Source organism: Photobacterium andalusiense (genome assembly GCF_900185625.1).
GTDB classification, from domain to species: Bacteria; Pseudomonadota; Gammaproteobacteria; order Enterobacterales; family Vibrionaceae; genus Photobacterium; species Photobacterium aquimaris.
Window position 1 is genome coordinate 1,064,572 of sequence record NZ_FYAJ01000001.1, and the last position, 16,715, is coordinate 1,081,286.

At 39.2% G+C, this 16,715-nt stretch carries 16 protein-coding genes; 13 read left to right on the forward strand and 3 right to left on the reverse strand.

Going from position 1 to position 16,715, the window contains the following annotated elements:
- The first annotated feature begins 34 nt into the window (after window positions 1-34).
- The 4 genes from PAND9192_RS04840 (at window position 35) to PAND9192_RS04855 (ending at window position 4,225) form a co-directional block, all read left to right on the forward strand.
- Window positions 35-1,210, forward strand: a complete 1,176-nt coding sequence (locus tag PAND9192_RS04840) for an ABC transporter substrate-binding protein (RefSeq protein WP_087852907.1) — start codon at window positions 35-37, stop codon at window positions 1,208-1,210.
- Window positions 1,211-1,290: 80 nt separating this feature from the next.
- Window positions 1,291-2,967, forward strand: a complete 1,677-nt coding sequence (locus tag PAND9192_RS04845; RefSeq protein ID WP_087852772.1) for an ABC transporter permease — start codon at window positions 1,291-1,293, stop codon at window positions 2,965-2,967.
- A complete protein-coding gene (locus tag PAND9192_RS04850; protein WP_087852773.1) occupies window positions 2,964-3,599 on the forward strand; it encodes an ATP-binding cassette domain-containing protein in 636 nt (211 codons plus the stop codon). The genes PAND9192_RS04845 and PAND9192_RS04850 overlap by 4 nt, the downstream gene beginning before the upstream one ends.
- A gap of 17 nt (window positions 3,600-3,616) precedes the next feature.
- A complete protein-coding gene (locus PAND9192_RS04855) occupies window positions 3,617-4,225 on the forward strand; it encodes a CDP-alcohol phosphatidyltransferase family protein (protein WP_087852774.1) in 609 nt (202 codons plus the stop codon).
- A gap of 69 nt (window positions 4,226-4,294) precedes the next feature.
- On the opposite strand, the gene punR is transcribed toward PAND9192_RS04855, so the two are convergent.
- On the reverse strand, window positions 4,295-5,197 hold the full coding sequence (punR, locus tag PAND9192_RS04860; RefSeq protein ID WP_087852775.1) for a DNA-binding transcriptional activator PunR: 903 nt from the start codon (window positions 5,195-5,197) through the stop codon (window positions 4,295-4,297).
- 104 nt (window positions 5,198-5,301) lie between these two features.
- On the opposite strand from punR, the gene punC reads away from it, so the two are divergent.
- The 5 genes from punC to artM all read left to right on the forward strand — a co-directional run bounded on the left by punC (window position 5,302) and on the right by artM (window position 9,833).
- Window positions 5,302-6,507, forward strand: a complete 1,206-nt coding sequence (gene punC, locus PAND9192_RS04865) for a purine nucleoside transporter PunC (protein WP_087852776.1) — start codon at window positions 5,302-5,304, stop codon at window positions 6,505-6,507.
- A gap of 425 nt (window positions 6,508-6,932) precedes the next feature.
- Window positions 6,933-7,661 carry an arginine ABC transporter ATP-binding protein ArtP gene (artP, locus tag PAND9192_RS04870; RefSeq protein WP_087819923.1) on the forward strand — a complete coding sequence of 243 codons (729 nt, stop codon included), beginning with the start codon at window positions 6,933-6,935 and terminating at the stop codon, window positions 7,659-7,661.
- A gap of 61 nt (window positions 7,662-7,722) precedes the next feature.
- Window positions 7,723-8,457, forward strand: a complete 735-nt coding sequence (locus PAND9192_RS04875) for a lysine/arginine/ornithine ABC transporter substrate-binding protein (RefSeq protein ID WP_087852777.1) — start codon at window positions 7,723-7,725, stop codon at window positions 8,455-8,457.
- Window positions 8,458-8,460: 3 nt separating this feature from the next.
- Window positions 8,461-9,165, forward strand: a complete 705-nt coding sequence (gene artQ, locus PAND9192_RS04880) for an arginine ABC transporter permease ArtQ (RefSeq protein ID WP_087852778.1) — start codon at window positions 8,461-8,463, stop codon at window positions 9,163-9,165.
- Window positions 9,162-9,833 carry an arginine ABC transporter permease ArtM gene (gene artM, locus PAND9192_RS04885; RefSeq protein WP_065168587.1) on the forward strand — a complete coding sequence of 224 codons (672 nt, stop codon included), beginning with the start codon at window positions 9,162-9,164 and terminating at the stop codon, window positions 9,831-9,833. Before artQ ends, artM begins: the two co-directional genes overlap by 4 nt.
- Window positions 9,834-9,918: 85 nt before the next feature.
- On the opposite strand, the gene PAND9192_RS04890 is transcribed toward artM, so the two are convergent.
- Together PAND9192_RS04890 and PAND9192_RS04895 are read right to left on the reverse strand one after the other, a co-directional pair.
- Window positions 9,919-10,155, reverse strand: a complete 237-nt coding sequence (locus PAND9192_RS04890; RefSeq protein ID WP_060997483.1) for a cell division topological specificity factor MinE — start codon at window positions 10,153-10,155, stop codon at window positions 9,919-9,921.
- A gap of 241 nt (window positions 10,156-10,396) precedes the next feature.
- Complete coding sequence (locus tag PAND9192_RS04895) at window positions 10,397-11,614, reverse strand: 3-phenylpropionate MFS transporter (protein WP_087852779.1); 1,218 nt, start codon at window positions 11,612-11,614, stop codon at window positions 10,397-10,399.
- A gap of 380 nt (window positions 11,615-11,994) precedes the next feature.
- On the opposite strand from PAND9192_RS04895, the gene PAND9192_RS04900 reads away from it, so the two are divergent.
- The 4 genes from PAND9192_RS04900 (at window position 11,995) to ccoP (ending at window position 16,595) form a co-directional block, all read left to right on the forward strand.
- Complete coding sequence (locus PAND9192_RS04900; protein ID WP_306341502.1) at window positions 11,995-12,291, forward strand: c-type cytochrome; 297 nt, start codon at window positions 11,995-11,997, stop codon at window positions 12,289-12,291.
- An 86-nt stretch (window positions 12,292-12,377) separates the two neighbouring features.
- Entirely contained in the window at window positions 12,378-13,799 is a 1,422-nt protein-coding gene (gene ccoN, locus PAND9192_RS04905) for a cytochrome-c oxidase, cbb3-type subunit I (protein ID WP_087852781.1), read from the forward strand.
- A complete protein-coding gene (gene ccoO / locus PAND9192_RS04910; RefSeq protein WP_087852908.1) occupies window positions 13,789-14,397 on the forward strand; it encodes a cytochrome-c oxidase, cbb3-type subunit II in 609 nt (202 codons plus the stop codon). The genes ccoN and ccoO overlap by 11 nt, the downstream gene beginning before the upstream one ends.
- Window positions 14,394-16,595, forward strand: a complete 2,202-nt coding sequence (gene ccoP, locus PAND9192_RS04915; protein WP_087852782.1) for a cytochrome-c oxidase, cbb3-type subunit III — start codon at window positions 14,394-14,396, stop codon at window positions 16,593-16,595. The genes ccoO and ccoP overlap by 4 nt, the downstream gene beginning before the upstream one ends.
- Window positions 16,596-16,715 lie beyond the last annotated feature (120 nt).

Here is a 16,715-nt window from a genome sequence, read left to right on the forward strand (position 1 = left end):
ACGCTTTCAAACGCTAAAAAAACTGCCTGTTGCAATGGCATTACTTGTCAGTAGTATTGCGGCACATGCTAGTGAAGTACCAACTGTTACTCACATTACGCCAACATGGCAACAAACGCTCACTCAAGCCAAAGGTGAAACCGTGTATTTTAATGCTTGGGGTGGCAGCCAAGAAATTAATGATTATTTACTGTGGGCTAACACCCAATTACAACAGCGTTATGGCGTAACCCTAAAACAAGTTAAAGTCACCGATATTGCTGAAACCACTCAACGTTTATTAGCCGAAAAAACCGCAGGTAAAAACAGTGGTGGTAGTGTTGATATGGTATGGATCAATGGTGAAAACTTTCGTTCAATGAAGCAAAACGGTTTGCTCTATGGACCATTTACCCACCAATTACCTAACTGGAAATATGTTGATAAATCACTACCGATTGATAAAGACTTTTCAGAGCCTACTCAAGGGCTAGAAGCACCATGGGGCGTGGGACAATTGGTGTTTATTTACGATCCCGAAACATTAAAAAACCCACCTAAAAGCTTTAAAGCATTATTAGCTTTAGCGCAGCAACACCCAGGGAAAATAAGCTATCCAAAGCCACCAGAATTTCATGGTACTGGCTTTTTAAAAGCGGCGTTATTAGAATTAACAACAGATAAAAAAGCTTTATATCAACCCTTGAAATTACCTCAAGATCAAGCGTTGTTTGATCGCGTTACCGCGCCACTGTGGCATTATCTTGATCAACTCCATAAAGTGGCATGGCATCAAGGTAAGCAATTTCCAGCAGGCACTGCAGAAACAGTGCAATTACTTGATGATCAACAATTATTGTTAGCTATTACCTTCAATCCAAATGCAGCAGCTGCTGCTATTGCCAATGGTAATTTAACCGACAAAGCTAAAACCTATGCTTTTAATGCCGGTGCGTTAACTAATATTCACTTTCTGGCGATTCCGTGGAATGCCAATGCCAAAGCTGGTGCATTAGTGGCGATTAATTTTCTGTTGAGCCCACAAGCACAAGCCCGTAAAGCCGATACTAACTTATGGGGCGATCCAACCATTTTAAGCCCACAAGCTTTTAAGCAATTATCGGCACCTTATAACAAGCAGAGCTTTAAACCCTACCCTGCAATTGCAGAGCCAAATCCGACATGGCTAGCCGCCATTGAACAGCAATGGCAACAAAGATACGGTAACTAATTGTTATAGCTATTATAAATTGAGCTAACTTGCACTATGATAGCAAGTTAGCTTCTTCGTCTGAGAGCAATGTAAACCCTATGTTAGCCCTTATCTTTATTGTTACTTTATTGCTATTTGCTGGCCCATTAATAATTGGTTTTGTGGGTATTTTGGCGCCTGCTGCGGCATGGTTACCAGCATTAAATATGCATCAACCCTCGTTGTTAGGTTGGCAACAACTGTTTTCTTGGCCAGATCTTAGTCACTCAATTGGGTTAACATTATTAACAGGTGTAGGAAGCACGGCACTTGCTTTATGGTGGTGCTATTTGATTTTGCGTCATTTTTGGCTAACGACACAATGGCAAAAAATTGAACGCTTATTAGCGCCACTGTTAGCATTTCCGCATGTTGCCTTTGTGCTTGGGTTTGGATTACTGTTTTCATCTACTGGTTGGCTAGCACGTATTTGGCACCATCTTGGGCTAGCTGATACGCTATACCCAATTCTGATCCATGATCGTTATGGTTTAGGGTTACTATTTGCATTGGCGATTAAAGAGACACCGTTTTTATTATTAATGAGTCTGAGTATATTAAAACAACTCGATATCAGACGGCTTTATAATGTGTCAGTGAGTCTCGGGTATAGCCACCAACAAACATGGCGAAGCGTCATTCTACCGTTATGGTTACCCAGATTACGTTTGGCAATTTTTGCCGTTACTGGTTATGGGCTAGCAGTTGTCGATGTGGCATTAATTATTGGTCCTACTCACCCGAGTACCTTATCAATGCTCATTTGGCAATGGTTTACTGATGCCGATTTAACTCAACTTCCACGTGCAGCAGCGGCTGCATTATTATTGTTAGCTATTGTTATTTGTTCGTTTGGATTATTGCGCTATCTTGAATGGTGGTTTTTATCATATTCAACAACATGGCAATACCGTGGCGCACAATCGACTCAGTCACGTAACTCTAAACCATCATCAGTAATTGCAACTTTATGCAGCTACAGCTTATTATTGCTGCCATTAATCATGCTCCCAATTTTAGCAGTGTGGTCATTTGCCCTACGTTGGCGATTTCCTGATTTATTACCGAGTCGATACAGCTTTCGTTTTTGGCAACAACAACTTGAGCCACTGCAACAACTGATGAGTAACAGCATTGTTTTAGCGTTAACCAGTAGCCTTTGCGCATTATTCATGGCCATTATTTGTCTTGAATACCGTCAAAAATACCACCGCGGTATTCCGACGATGTTGATTGCTGTTCCAATGGTCGCACCGCAATTATCGCTATTGTTTGGTATGCAAATAGCGGTCTCTTTTGTGACTGGACAACATTTTTGGTTATGGGTCGGCTGGAGCCATTGGTTGTATGTATTCCCTTATATTTATCTAACGTTAGATGGGCCATGGCGGAGTTATGATCAACGGTTAGATCAAACCGCACGCAGCTTAGGACTCACAGGGTGGCAAACATGGTGGCGAGTAAAATTTCCACAATTAAAACCCGCATTATGGTTAGCATTTGCGGTTGGGTGTAGTGTTAGTTTCGCACAATACCTTCCGACACAAATGCTTGGCGCAGGGCGTATACCAACCCTAACAACGGAAGCTGTTACTCTTGCAAGTGGTCAAGATCGTCGTATCAGCGCCGTTTATGGTCTGTTACAAGGTTTATTACCCTTAATCTTTTTTACACTCGCGATGATGTTTGCAAAACAGCAAACATCTGAGACACCAACAACAAAGGTGACCTTATGACGCTGTCTGTTTCACAACTGACTTTACGCCATAATAACAATAACATCCTCATAGGCCCTCTTAGCTTTGATGTTGCAAATGGACAAATAAAGACCCTCATGGGCCCCAGTGGTAGTGGTAAATCAACCATTCTTAGTGCAATTGCTGGTCATTTAGCTGCTGACTTCACAGCAACGGGTGATATTCAATTAAATCAACAATCTATCATTTCACTAGCACCGAATATGCGCCATATTGGGATTGTTTTTCAAGATGACTTATTATTTCCTCATCTTAATGTTTGGCAGAATTTAGCGTTTGGCTTACCTTCCCAAATAAAAGGACCACAACGAAAAAAGATGGCATTAGCAACACTGGACGAGTTAGATTTGCTTGATTTACAACATCAACAAGCTCATCAAATATCCGGTGGACAGCGAGCAAGGATCAGCATGATGCGGTTGTTATTATCTCAACCACAAGCCGTATTACTTGATGAGCCATTTAGCAAATTAGATAAAACATTGCGTGCTGCATTTCGCCAATTTGTATTTGACCAAATTCAACAACGCAACATTCCTGCATTAATGGTTACTCATGATGATGATGATATTCCTACTAACAGTGATGTCTTACACTGGCCTTGGCACTAAATAATACGGAAAATACCATGCTTGACCGTTACAGCATTACTCTTATACGTCAACCTTTAGCAAAGCTGGCAGCATTACCTGAAAATTATGGTATTAGTGCCAACCAAATTACCCTTAGTGGGTTTGCAATTGGTCTCTTTGCCCTACCTGCTCTTGCATTTGAATATTATGGATTAGCCCTGTTTTTTATTGTTATTAATCGATTATTTGATGGCTTAGATGGTGCAGTTGCCCGTCGGCAAGGGATCACTGATTGCGGTGGGTTTCTTGATATAACACTGGACTTTTTGTTCTATTCGTTAATTCCATTTGGATTTGTACTGGCCAATCCAAGTCAAAATGCGATAGCGGGTGCGTTCTTAATCTTCTCTTTTATAGGTACTGGCTCAAGCTTTCTTGCATTTGCTATCATGGCGGGTAAACGCAAGATAGAAAGCCCTGTATATAAACAAAAGTCGTTGTACTACATTGGTGGCCTAACGGAAGGTACTGAAACTATCGCCTGCTTCGTGCTGTTTTGTTTATTCCCACAACACTTCGCCACTATCGCATGGATTTTTGGTTCTTTATGTTGGATAACCACTACCACCCGTATTTGGGCCGGTTACCACACCTTAAAAAATTAGTGCCGCAGCGCTGGATATAAATAAACACTTATATCCAGCCGCCTCACACTCCGTTTATTGTGCGATTCATCAACGTACCCATTGACGATGTAATTGCTCGCTATCGCCTAAATAATCTAGCAGCCAAGTTACCGCAGGATTCATGGTTTCAGTATTCCATGCCAAACAACATGGGCTAACTGATGGTTTGATAGCGAGCTCTTTTTCAATTAACTCTCCCGTTTCAATTAATGGGACAGCCATATGACTGGGTACTACGCTTACACCTAACCCTGCCTTTAAACACTGCATCGCACTGTGCCAATTTGGAACCAGAATACGGCGTTGATTATCCATCAACCAAGTAATACGTTTTGGCAGTGTGCGTGAGGTATCTTCTAAACAAACCGCGGGATATTGCGCCAACTCATGTGGTTCTAATGGGTGATCGCAACTTGCTAACGGATGCTGAGGATCAATCACGAACTTCCAAGTTAATGTTCCCATATCACGATAATCAAAGCTGCCACCTACAGGCACTGCGGCTGTTGCGCCTATTGCAATATCTGCCCGTCCATCAGCCAATGCATCCCATACTCCATTAAACACTTCCATCGTAAGGTGCAATTCGACATCAGGAAAGTGTTCATAAAAATCACGAACCAACATATTAACGCGACTTTGACGCACAACAGTATCTAAAGCGACAGATACATTTTGTGACCAACCATTTGCAACGCGTTGAGTTTGGTATTTCATTAACTGCATTTGTTTGATTATTTTGCGTGATTCTTCGACAAAATATTCCCCTGCAGGTGTTAGTTTAACCTGTCGATGTAATCGAACAAATAATTCGACAGCTAAACGCTCTTCTATCAATCTTACAGTGTAACTAATAGCGCTGGGTACTTTATGCAGTTCTTCTGCTGCACCTGAAAAGCTGCCACGACGGGCAACAACGTCAATAACCTGTAGATCATTATAGGAAAACATATCACATCAAATATTTTGAAAGCATGGTTTAAATTTTAGCGTTTCACAGCCATTAAAACCAGTATTACACTAGCGGAAATTGTAATATTGACGAAAAGTATAAAATGAAAAATCAACCATCTAAAATAACCCTGTTTTGGTTTGCATGTCTAAGTATGCTAGGTTTCCTAGCCACTGACATGTATTTACCTTCGTTTGAGACGATCCGCGCCGACTTTGCAACAACCCAATCTCTTATCGGCCTATCACTCAGCGTATTTTTGCTTGGTATGGCATTAGGCCAAGTTATTTATGGTCCTCTCTCTGATCGTGTTGGACGTATTAAAGTACTTGTTGGCGGCATGGTGCTGTTCAGCCTTGCTTCTATTGCCTGTTCGTTTGCTCCTAATATTGAAGTATTCCTTGCTGCACGTTTTGTACAAGCACTAGGTGCATGTAGTGCAACAGTTATCTGGCAAGCAGTTGTTGTTGACCGCTACGACGGTAAAGTTTCTGAGCGTGTTTTTGCCACCATCATGCCGTTAGTTGCTCTTTCTCCAGCTTTAGCCCCTTTACTTGGTGCAATGCTTGAGCATCAATTAGGCTGGCGTAGCATCTTTATTGCATTAGTTGGCTTTGGCGCAGTATTGGCTATCATGACGTTAAAAGAGTCTGAAAGTGCCAACCTTAGCCAGCAGCAAGAAAAGTTAACGACTAAGTTGCGTAAAGATTACGCTCAAATCCTGAGTTCAAAAAAATTCTGGGGCAACATGCTTATCTTCGCAGCATGTTCAGCAGCTTTCTTTGCTTACCTAACCGGTTCACCGTTTGTAATGTCAGCAATGGGCTATTCAGGCACTGATATTGGCTTGAGCTATGCACCACAAACTGTTGCCTTTATTGTCGGTGGTTATGGTTGTCGTTCATTATTAAATCATTTCGAAAGCAAGAAACTATTACCGTGGATTTTGGCATTGTTCTTTAGCAGCGTGTTAATCATGTTTGTTATCTCTATTTCAATGACTGTAACGACTATCTGGCCAATTCTGATTCCATTCTGCTTCCTTGCTGTAGCTAATGGTGCTATTTACCCGTTAGTTATTAGCGCTGCATTATCTGACTTTAGAAATTGTAGTGCGACTGCTGCTGGTCTATTGAACTTTATGCAAACGATGGTATGTTTCGCTGCCAGTGGTTTGGTTTCAGCTTTTGCTGGCTACGGTTTATTCACGGTAACAGTAGCTATGTTTATCACAGGTTTCATTGCGATTTTCGGTTTCATTTTGGTTGCGCAATCACGCCACCAGCAATCTGTAACCGCAACCGCTTAATTACCTACACCTTAATCATTTCAGAAGCAGCCTCTATGGCTGCTTTTTTTTGCTCAACCATTCTCAAAGATCTCCTGTTTAATATATATCCACTATTCAATAAATTATCTTTTTTACCTAAACAACGATACCAGCATCCAACCATTAATCCACTTACATACCAAATTACTAACGAATGACTAAATAATCATTTTATAAAAATCACAATATATGTGATTTTAACGCGTTTTATTCCTTCTAGTATCTACCCCACCTTAATGTTTAATGTTTGTTACTAGCAAGACTAATATCCAGTAGAATAACTTGCCAAAGCACTATAAAATAAACAAATTTGCAACATGTTGCTTTTTTTATACATTTCTCTTGCATAAGATATCGTGGTGAGTAGTATATAAATTAAGTGATGATTAATGCAGTATTAGAGCATGAGTATTCAAGTAAGTAATATCAATAAATTTTATGGCCACAACCAAGTACTGCATGATGTCAGCTTTACTTGTAGTACTGGCGACACCCTTGTTTTATTAGGCCCAAGTGGCGCAGGTAAAAGCTCGCTCCTACGCGTATTAAACCTGCTTGAAAATGCCACTGACGGTGAACTAACGATTGCTGACAATATGTTTGATTTTTCTAAACCTATTGCTGAACAAAAAGGCTTAGCGTTAAGACGTAAAGTTGGCATGGTGTTTCAACAATATAATCTTTGGCCGCATAAAACCGTCATTGAGAATCTTATTGAAGCGCCAATCAAAGTATTAGGCATTGCTAAAACAATCGCCAAACAACAAGCACTCGATATTTTGACGCAATTACAGCTCGCAGATAAAGCTGAGGCATGGCCACTACAGCTTTCAGGTGGACAACAACAACGGGTTGCGATTGCTCGCGCATTGATGATGAAACCCGACGTATTGTTATTTGATGAACCAACGGCAGCACTTGATCCTGAGATCACTAGCCAAATCGTTACGATCATCAAAGATCTCAGTGGTACTGGAATAACACAAGTTGTTGTTACCCATGAAGTCGATTTTGCAAAAAAAATTGCAAGTCATATTTTATACATGGAAAACGGTCGTATTGTTGAACATGGTAGCCATGCTTCTTTCACTACCCCAAAAACACCCCAATTTGCAGAATACCTTAACCACTAATAGGTATCCTTTTTAAAGCCGCGTAGATAGAACTACGTAATAAACCGCATGGAGTATAGCGATGAATAAAATTCTATTAGCCGCAATGATTGGTCTAGCATCAAGTCACGCAATTGCACAAGATATTAAATTTGCCACTGAGGCAACTTACGCACCATTTGAATACATGGATGCTAACAATCAAATTCAAGGCTTTGATATTGATATTGCAAAAGCATTATGTACTGAAATGAAAGCCAACTGTACATTCCATAATCAAGCATTTGATAGCTTAATTCCGGCACTTAAATTCAAGCGTTATGATGCTGCGATTTCAGCGATGGATATTACAGCGGCCCGTCAACAACAAGTCAGTTTTAGTAATACCTATTATGACAATGCCGCTGCGTTTGTATCATTAAAAGATCATGTTGTTGATCAAGCAGCACTTAAAGGCAAGCGAGTTGGCGTTCAAAATGGTTCCACTCACCAAAGCTATATCACCGATCAAATGCCAGCAGTAACAGCAGTACCATATACCAGCTATCAAGATGCATTTATCGATATGCAAAATGGTCGTATTGATGCTGTGTTTGGTGATACAGCAGTTGTCGCAGAGTGGTTCAAAAAAGGCAATGGCGACAAACTGTCTTATGTCGGCAAACCTGTTACTAATGCAAAATATTTTGGAAATGGCTTTGGTATCGCCGTTAATAAAGACAATAAAGCATTAGTTGAACAATTAAATAAAGCTTTGGCAGCCATTAAAGCAAATGGTCAATACCAAGCAATCTTTGAACAGTATTTTGGTAAGTAAGTTATGATATTAACGGGATATTCACAATCCCTGCTAGAAGCTAGCTGGATGACAATCCAGCTCGCTTTTGTCAGTTTAGCAGTAGGGTTAGTTTTAGCGATGTTATTTGCAGGCGGCGAGATGTCACGTTATCGTGTTATTTCTTGGCCAACAACATTTATCGTGACTATCCTCCGTGGTCTGCCTGAACTATTAGTAGTACTTTTTATCTTTTTTGGTTCGGGCCAAATTATTTTTTACATTACTGGCGAATTTATTGAAATTAGCCCGTTTTTATCTGGTGTGATTGCGTTATCTCTTATTTTTGCATCATATGCAGCCCAAACAATACGGGGAGCATTAAAAGCCGTCCCTAAAGGTCAGCAAGAAGCAGCAAATGCACTAGGTATAAGTAAACAGCGTACTTTTTTCAGTATTATTTTACCGCAAGCTGTACGTCACGCTTTACCTGGGTTAACCAATCAATGGTTAGTATTATTAAAAGATACTGCGTTAGTTTCGTTAATTGGTGTAACAGATTTACTCAAACAGGCCCAGTTAGCATCAGCTGCAACGCATGAAAGTTTCACATGGTATGCCACCGCTGCTGCGGTGTATTTAATCATTACTTTAATTACTCAACGCGTCATTAAAATAATCGAAAACAAATTCAGCGAGCAAGATGGCTCTAATGTAATCAAAAATAAAAGCCAAGGAGCAACCGCATGAATGAACAAAACTTTTGGCTTATGGTGCAAGGGTTAATTACTAGCCTTGAATTAACTGCCGCCTCTTTATTTGTTGGCTGTAGCTTAGCCTTACTAATGACAGCAAGCTTAATATTACGTACGCCCATTATTCATTGGATCAGTCGCGGTATTATTACTCTGTTCACAGGTACACCTTTATTAGTGCAAATCTTCTTAGTCTATTATGGGCCTGGGCAATTTGAGGTTATTCGTCAAAGTTTCTTATGGGATTGGTTAAGTCAACCATGGTTTTGTGCCATGCTCGCATTAGCTTTAAATACAGCAGCTTATAGCACACAGTTATTTAAAGGCGCGTTTGATGCCATACCCAAAGGTCAATGGCATGCTTGTCGAGCATTAGGTATGAATACCAAAGCAACTCTCGGTGTATTATTGCCTTTTGCTATTCGTCGCGCTGTTCCGGCCTATTCAAATGAAGTTATTTTAGTATTTAAAGGCACATCACTCGCAAGTACTATCACCATTATGGATATTATGGGTTATGCCCAAAGAATTAATGCGCAAACTTATGACACGTTGACTGTTTTTGCGGTTGCCGGTGCATTTTACCTCGCTGTTAATGGCGTACTTACTTTAATTTTCCGCGTATTTGAGAAAAAAGCTTTAGCCTTTGAAGCGGCACGCTAACACCACTATTTTGCTATTTTAACCTATTAAAAAGCCGACATAATGTCGGCTTTTTAATAGCTTGGCACTGTAAAACACGACATAATTAATGGCTTAATTTAGCATTAATTTTTAACACCATTTGTGATTTGGTATTTTTTACTAAATCAATTCTATTTTCTTTAATATGCGTAAATTGTGATAATAGCGATGCAAGCTCATCTTTCATTAATTGTAAATGACGCGTACTTCTATGGCGAGAGATCTCACTAACAAGTCGTTGCTTTGCCTGTGATGCTGTTGTTCCTTTTTCAGCTTTCTTGGCGCGAAAGAAGAAATTCATAGCAAACATCCTTATTATTTTATAACTCCCGCTAAAATATTAGATTATGATTGCAAATGCCACCTAATAATTAAATATTTGTTAACTTGTTATAATAAAGCGTCCATTTTATAACTATTTCCCATAAATATTACGTCAAAAAGCCTCTTATACTTTTCAACTAGATAGAAAAAAATATAAGAGGCATTATTAAATATCGATTTATTAACTATTGTAAAAAGAGCAAATAGTTACTAATCAATTATATTGAATTTTGTTCTTCTGGACTAAACCGCACTGTTTGACCATAGGTTCTCTGTTTATCTTTATCATCATCGCCATCACCTATAACACTCAAGAATAAACACGGTACACCCATCGCTGCCATAAACCAAAACACATTAATATCACTATGATGATAAATCCAACCACAAGCAGCAGACACTAATGCCAACGCAAATCCTGCAGGAATAGCATGGTAAAGTGCTTGTAACCCCATATAGTTATGCTTTTTGTTTTCTTCAACATAGCGTACTGATGATAAAATTGTGCCGGAAAAAGTAATACCATGTAGAATCTGACAAACAATTAGCACTGGTAATTCAGTTGAATACGCCATTAATGCCCAACGAATAACAACAGTAACAGCAGCTAATTTAAATAATGATTTAACCTGCCAATTAGAAAATGCTTTACGGCTAATGAAATAGAAAACTATGACCGAAATTGTAGATAAACTCCATAAATAACCGATCACTTCAGTGCTGTATCCTGCATCCTTCCAATAAATAGCACTAAAGAAATAATAACCACCATGGCTACCTTCAAGTAATGAAGCGACTAAAATAAAGATTAATGTTTTTTTATCACATAGCACTTTAATAATATTAATCTTATCTGTTTTTTTATGATTACATTTCATCGGCACTGTAGGTTTAATCATTGTGCCTAAAAAAGTAATAAATAACCCCAACGCACCTAAAATAGGTACAGCAGTAATACCCCAGTGTTTAGTTATTAATCCCATTGAAGCAGAAGCAACAGTTAAAGCAACGGCTCCCCATAAACGGGTATAGCCATAATCTAATTGCTTATCAGCTGCATAATGGTTTGATATTGCATCCGATATAGCAACCGCAGGTCCAATCGCTAAATTAAACATAATAATTAAAATAGCTAACACCCAAAAACTGGCTTTTAACTCTCCAATATAAATAAAAGAAATAAATCCTAGAACGCCAAGAAACATTGACAAGCGCAGTGCTGGAATTAAATGTTCAACCTTATGGCAAAGTGGTGTGAGAGTAAAATTGATAATACAACGAGAAGCTAACCCTAACCCAACCAACATACCAATATCGGCATCTGTTATTCCTAACTTTTCTAACCATAAGCCTCTAAAAGGTAAATACACTCCATAAGCAAAGAAAAACGTAAACTGGTAAATGGACATCCATATCGCAGGTCGACATTGAAACATAAAGTAAGTAACTCTTATTATGAACACTAAATAATTAAAGTAATAGTAACGAAAACTATTATCATTTGCATGCATTCATATTCACTCTTTTTATATTCACAATTAAAAACAAAACCTTTAAATCACGACTATGTTTCGTTTTTTTATTAAAAAACATTTAAATACAGCCCTAACATTAGCCTTTAAACACTACCTAAGCGATATTTTATCAATCTTATATTCCAAAAAAGCAATGCCTATTCTATCTTTAAAGAGTGTTTTTTACACACATTACCATTACGGCAATAACCATTATTATCAGGCTGAGTATAACAATGACAATAAAATTTTTGGTTAGATTACTAATTTCGCTCTACGCCTTACTCTTTTCAATAACAACAGTGGCAACAGAAACGGCTACTGAAACCCAATTTTCACAAGGAAAAGAGAAGTCTGTTATTTGTATGACATGTCATGGCGCTGACGGTATTTCCATAATCAATACTTATCCCAATTTACAAGGGCAAAAGCAGGCTTATTTTGTTGCGGCACTTAAAGCCTATAAATTACGTCAACGTAATGGTGGTCTTGCTATTCTCATGCATGCTCAAGCTGATGCTCTGAGCGAGAAAGACATGCAGGATATTGCATTTTATTTTAATCAAGTAACATCGACACCTTTAAAAAATGATGACTAATTATCAGCTTCCTTGCTGAGATAAATATCTGTGATTAATGACTCAATATCATTTTTTGACCAATAACATAGTCAAAGGTTTTTGGAATGGATATTCAATACAATTATAAAGTTGTTAAATACTTCATGGTTACCAGTGTTATTTGGGGACTGATCGCCATGACGATTGGTGTCATACTGGCCGGACAGCTATATTGGCCCGCACTCAATTTAAACTCAGAGTATTTTCAATTTGGTCGCTTACGTCCATTACACACTAATGGGGTTATTTTTGGCTTTGTAGTCAATATTCTTATGGGTACTTCGCTTTATATTGTTCAACGTACCTGTAAAGTTCCCCTATTTAATCGCAGCTTATCTTGGTTTGTTTACTATGGCTGGCAGCTAGTCTTAATTCTGGCAGTGATCACTCTTCCACTGGGTTTTACAACCTCAAAAGAATATGCCGAACTTGAATGGCCAATTGATATTTTAATTGCGGTTATTTGGGTTCTATACGCCATTTTATTTTTTGGAACTATCGCAAAAAGAACCGTGTCCCATATTTTTGTTGCTAACTGGTTTTACGGTGCTTTTATTATCGTGATTGCGATGATTTTTATTGTCAATAATCTTGAGTTACCGGTTACTTTTTGGAAATCATACTCTATTTACTCTGGTGCTGAAGATGCCATAGTCCAATGGTGGTGGGGACATAATGCCGTCGGCTTTCTCCTTACTGCCGGTATTATTGGAATGAACTACTACTTCATTCCCAAAATATCGGAACGCCCTATTTATTCTTACCGCTTATCTGTAATTCATTTTTGGGGCTTAGTCGGATTTTATACTTGGGCAGGAACACACCACCTCATTTATTCATCAGTACCTGACTGGTTACAAAACCTTGGAATCGTTATGTCGCTGATTTTATGGTTACCATCATGGGGTGGCGCATTTAATAGCATCATGACTTTGCTCAACAATAAACCCAAACTTAAACATGATTACATTATGTGGTTCTTTTTCTCGGCTATCGTTTACTACGCTTTAGCAACGTTTGAAGGCCCATTACTGGCGATTCGATGGTTTAACATGATTGCTCACAACACTGATTGGATCATTGGTCATGTACATTCAGCGGCTCTCGGCTGGGTTGGTATGTCAGCTATTGCGGTATTTTATTACTTTATTCCACGGCTGTGGGGCCACCAGCAATTATGGTCAAATCGCTTGGTTAAATGGCATTTTTGGTTAGCACATATTGGCATACTCATTTATGCAGTTGCACTGTGGATTGCAGGGATTGGTCAAGGTTACATGTGGTTACAACAACAGCCTAATGGCAGCTTAACTTATAGCTTTGTTGATGCGATGAATTTTTCTTCACCGTGGATGCTCGCCCGTTTCATTGGCGGTGTTAGTTTTGTGCTGGGTTTATTATTAATGATATATAACCTTTACCGCACCCTTAAACAACCCTTAGCGACGGCGTCCTCAACCGAAGAGGTCAATGATCATGCTAAATAAAGATTTCACACAATCGGTATTTATTTTAATAATTTCTACCGTTATTGTGGCCAGCTTTTCTTTTCTGGTTTGGGTACTGCCTGCTTTTTTTTATCAAAATACATTAATTGCAAAATCAAGTGCAAAACCGCTCACTGCACTCGAAGTAGAAGGTCGCGATATTTATATTAGTGAAGGCTGCCATACTTGCCATACCATGATGGTTCGCCCTTTAGATGCCGAAATAAAACGCTATGGCCGCTATAGTCGAGAAAGTGATGATATTTATGAGTTCCCAAACTTATGGGGTTCTAAACGTACTGGCCCCGATCTCACAAACCTTGGGCGTAAATATTCTGATGAGTGGCATGCAATCCACCTAAATAACCCTCGCCATGTTGTACCTACTTCCATTATGCCAGCTTATCCATGGTTATTTGAGCAAGTACTGGATGGCGAAGATACAGAAGCCAAACTCAAAGCATTACGTATGCTTGGTGTACCGTATAACGACCGCGAAATACAACAAGCACGTCTAGCAGTTAAAGGTAGTACCAAAGCCGAAGCACTAATAGCCTACTTACAAAGTTTGGGACAAGATCAGGGAGTACAGCAATGAACACTTTCTGGAGCAACTGGGTTATTGTGTTAACCTTACTCTTTCTGATTTTTATGATCATTGTGGTGGTCTATTATTGGCGAAAAAATCACACCGCAGATCAGAATAAAACTGTTGATAGCTTTGATAATATTAAAGAAAATGATGCAGCAGTGCCTAAGCTATTATTATTTTGTTATTTTATCGCATTTGTCTTATCAGCATGCTTTTTCGTGCTTTACCCAGGTCTCGGTAATTGGCAAGGCCTTATGGGTTGGAAATCAACCAGCGAAGCCACTCAACCTCACCCTACAGACTTAACAAAACAAATTAGCCAAGCAAAGATGAATGGCGGCGGTTCATACCTACAACTTAGTCAAGATACAACGATAGTCAATGCTGGTGACGCATTGTTTCAAACCCATTGTGCCGCTTGTCATTTAAGTGAAGCTGAAGGTCAAACACACTTTCCCAATCTTTCTGATGATGTATGGCTTTATGGTGGTACTGATAAAGATATTCATCATTCAATCACTAAAGGCCGAAATGGCGTTATGGCTGGTTGGAAAACTATTTTATCAGCCGAAGACATTAAGCATGTCGCTACCTATATTGCTTCTTTACAAGCAGATCGCATCATTTCGGCCCCCGCCTTTACATTACAACAAGGTAAAACCGTCTTTACTAAAAATTGCACCAGTTGTCATGGTAGTAATGCACAAGGAAATCAATTAATCGGTGCACCTAACCTAACCGATAATATCTGGCTCCACGATGGCAGTATTGAAGGTATTATTAACACGATTAACAACGGTTTAAATAACGTTATGCCAGCGTTTGCTAACCAACTTTCTGCAGCTGAGATTCAAGCGCTTGGTGCTTATATTCGCCATCAAAACACCATTCAAACAGATAAAGTGGCTCAATTAGACCAAGCATTAATTACCAAAGGCCAATATTTAGCTTACGCGGGTGACTGTGTCGCTTGCCACACTGGTGAAGGTGGAGAGTTATTTGGTGGCGGATTAGGTTTTGTGACTCCATTTGGCACCATGTATTCAACCAATATATCGTCTCACCCTGAATTTGGTATTGGTGATTACACCTATAACGAGTTCTATGACGCACTCCATAAAGGTAAGGGAAAACATGGTTATCTTTATCCAGCAATGCCCTATTCTTCTTATCAATATGTGACAGATGCAGACACTCAAGCATTATGGGCATACATGCAATCACTTAGTTACGTTAATACTCGTAATCGTGATAATCAGATGATGTTTCCTAGTAATATTCGGTTAGGTCTATTGGGTTGGAATATCGCCTTTCTCAATACTGATCCACTTGAATACCCTGCCGATAGCACCCCATCTTGGCGCCGCGGTAAATATTTAACCATGGGCTTAGGTCACTGTTCAGAATGTCATACTCCACGAAATATCGCCCAAGCTTTAATTGCCGATAAACTGTTTCAAGGTAATTTAATTGATGGCTGGATGGCACCTGATATTACCGCGACAGAGCTTTATCAAGATCGTTGGACAATTGCTTCTCTTACCGATTTTCTAAAAACAGGCCATTCAGAAAAAGGCACCGCATTTGGTGGCATGGCTGAGGTTGTCAAAAATAGTACCCGCTATTTAACCCGTGATGATGTCAGTGCTATTGCTGAATATCTTATTACTGGCGATAAATATAACGTGCTGGATAAATCAGTTGGCCAGCTCAACCCTCCTGGTTTTGGTGATTTAATTCCAGCTCAAGTAAATATTCAAAACCCAGATTTACGTAATTTGGCAACCACGTCACCAACAGATACTCACCAACAAGAACAACAGCTTTATGGGCTGTATATTCAAACATGTGGTGCCTGCCATGGTGCTGACGGTAAAGGTCGTGAAGGCATAGCGCCTACTCTGCTTAATAACGGTATTATTATGCATAAAGACCCTTATGACACCATTGCTGTCACTATTCGAGGCCTTACACCAAATTATTTAGAGCAAGAAATAGATTTTATGCCTATGAATAGTTTCAATACGGTGTTAAGTGATGCTGATTTAGCACAATTAATTACCTTTGTACGTCAAAAATTGGGCGGCAGAGAGATTCCCGTTACAGAAAATCAAGTTACTACAATTCGTAAGGATCTTACTAAAGCAGGATTTGCAGGTAATATCCATAATCTGACTCAACCTATGATTAATGTTCCAGAATAATGAAATAATATGCAACAATAACGAAATAAACCCTCGCTAACTGATTGAAACTAAAATCAGTTCGTTGAAATGCTGCATTTTACGCCTATTACACAATTAAGCGTTATTTTTTATTGCTTG